The sequence below is a fragment of the Peterkaempfera griseoplana genome (assembly GCF_001418575.1).
Lineage (GTDB): Bacteria > Actinomycetota > Actinomycetes > Streptomycetales > Streptomycetaceae > Peterkaempfera > Peterkaempfera griseoplana.
In genome coordinates this window covers 1-1449 of sequence record NZ_LIQR01000403.1, presented here as the reverse complement: position 1 = coordinate 1449, position 1449 = coordinate 1, and the positions used below count along the sequence as shown (strand labels likewise).

Here is a 1449-nt window from a genome sequence, read left to right as displayed (position 1 = left end):
CTGCCGCAGCGCCGCCGCCGGCAGCCCGTCGCCGAGCACGCCCGCGCCGCGGCGCCGCCCGCCCCGCAGGCGCCGGAGCCGCGTCCCGCCAAGGAGGACGCCGCCACGCTCGGCGCCTTCCAGCGAGGCACCAGGGCCGGCCGCGCCGCACCCCCCGCAGACACCACCGAAGGCCCGACGCAGAGCGAAAGGCAGCCGCAGCGATGAACTACGACGGCACACTCGACTGGATGCTCGACGAGGCGCTCGGCATGCCCGAGACCCTGCACGCGATCCTGCTCACCCGGGACGGCCTGCTGCGCGCCCGTTCCGAGGGCATCTCCCGCGACGAGGCCGAACGCCAGGCCGCGGCGCTGTGCGGAGTGGTCTCCATCAGCCGCAACACCGCGGGCTTCTGCGGCTACGCCGAGGACGGCCCGGTCCCGCCGTGGCGGCAGACCCTGATCGAGTTCGACGACGCCTTCGTGCTGGTCATCGCCGCCGGCGAGGGCTCCTACCTGGCGGTCTCGGCCACCGACCGGGTCGACCTGGAGGCATGCAGCTTCCGGATGCAGCAGCTGGTGGACCGCCTGGGGAAGGCCATGGCCAGTCCCGACCGGCTCGGCGAGGGCGGCCGCGGATGACCGCCCGCCGTCGGGACAGCGCGCTGGTCAGGCCGTACGTGGTCACCGACGGCCGGGCCGTGCCCAGCCGGAACACCCTGGACCTGGTCACCCTGGTCCGGATCACCGGCAGCCGGCCCACCGGGCTGCTCAGCCCGGAGAAGCAGGCGCTGCTGGAGCTGTGCCGGGGCGGCGCGCTCTCGGTCGCCGAGATCTCGGCGCACCTGACCCTGCCGGTCGGCATCTGCAAGGTCCTGATCGCCGACCTGGTCGACGAGGGCCTGCTGAGCACCCGCTCCCCCATCCCCCGGGCCGAGCGCCCCGACCGCGACCTTGTGGAGGAGGTACTCCGTGGACTCCGTGCCCTCCGGTGACGCCCGCTATCTGCCCGAGTCGGTACAGCGGGCCGTCAAGATCGTGGTGGCGGGGCCCTTCGGCGTCGGCAAGACGACCCTGGTGGGCACCCTCTCCGAGATCCGGCCGCTGCGCACCGAGGAGACCATGACGCAGGCCGGCGCCGCCGTCGACGACCTCGCGGGCATCAAGGACAAGACGACCACCACGGTCGCCATGGACTTCGGCCGCCTCACCCTCAACGACCACCTGGTCCTCTTCCTGTTCGGCGCCCCGGGCCAGGCCCGCTTCCAGCAGCTGTGGCACGACCTCACCTACGGCGCGCTCGGCGCCCTGGTACTGGCCGACACCCGCCGCCTGGACCAGTCCTTCGACGTCATCGACCGGCTGGAGGAGGCCGGGCTGCCGTACGCGGTCGCCGTCAACGACTTCCCGGACGCGCCCACCTACGACGACGAGCGCCTGCGCAAGGCGCTGGACCTGCTGCCCGAGA

Annotated in this window: 3 protein-coding genes and 1 pseudogene; all 4 read left to right on the top strand. The window is 73.6% G+C overall.

All coding sequences use genetic code 11. The features are described 5' to 3' along the window. Nucleotides 1-207: pseudogene (locus AOK09_RS41410) on the top strand (hypothetical protein); the annotation flags it as partial. After that, complete coding sequence (locus AOK09_RS27425) at nucleotides 204-623, top strand: roadblock/LC7 domain-containing protein (RefSeq protein WP_055589930.1); 420 nt, start codon at nucleotides 204-206, stop codon at nucleotides 621-623. The pseudogene AOK09_RS41410 and the gene AOK09_RS27425, both read left to right, overlap by 4 nt. After that, on the top strand, nucleotides 620-976 hold the full coding sequence (locus tag AOK09_RS27420) for a DUF742 domain-containing protein (protein ID WP_055589929.1): 357 nt from the start codon (nucleotides 620-622) through the stop codon (nucleotides 974-976). Before AOK09_RS27425 ends, AOK09_RS27420 begins: the two co-directional genes overlap by 4 nt. Continuing rightward, nucleotides 954-1449 (top strand): GTP-binding protein (locus AOK09_RS27415; RefSeq protein WP_055589928.1); only part of this gene is annotated, 496 nt, incomplete at its 3' end. The genes AOK09_RS27420 and AOK09_RS27415, both read left to right, overlap by 23 nt.

Bases quoted from the DNA above. Each gene is read 5' to 3' on its own strand.
- AOK09_RS27425 (WP_055589930.1), top strand. From the start codon at position 204: ATGAACTACGACGGCACACTCGACTGGATGCTCGACGAGGCGCTCGGC.
- AOK09_RS27420 (WP_055589929.1), top strand. From the start codon at position 620: ATGACCGCCCGCCGTCGGGACAGCGCGCTGGTCAGGCCGTACGTGGTC.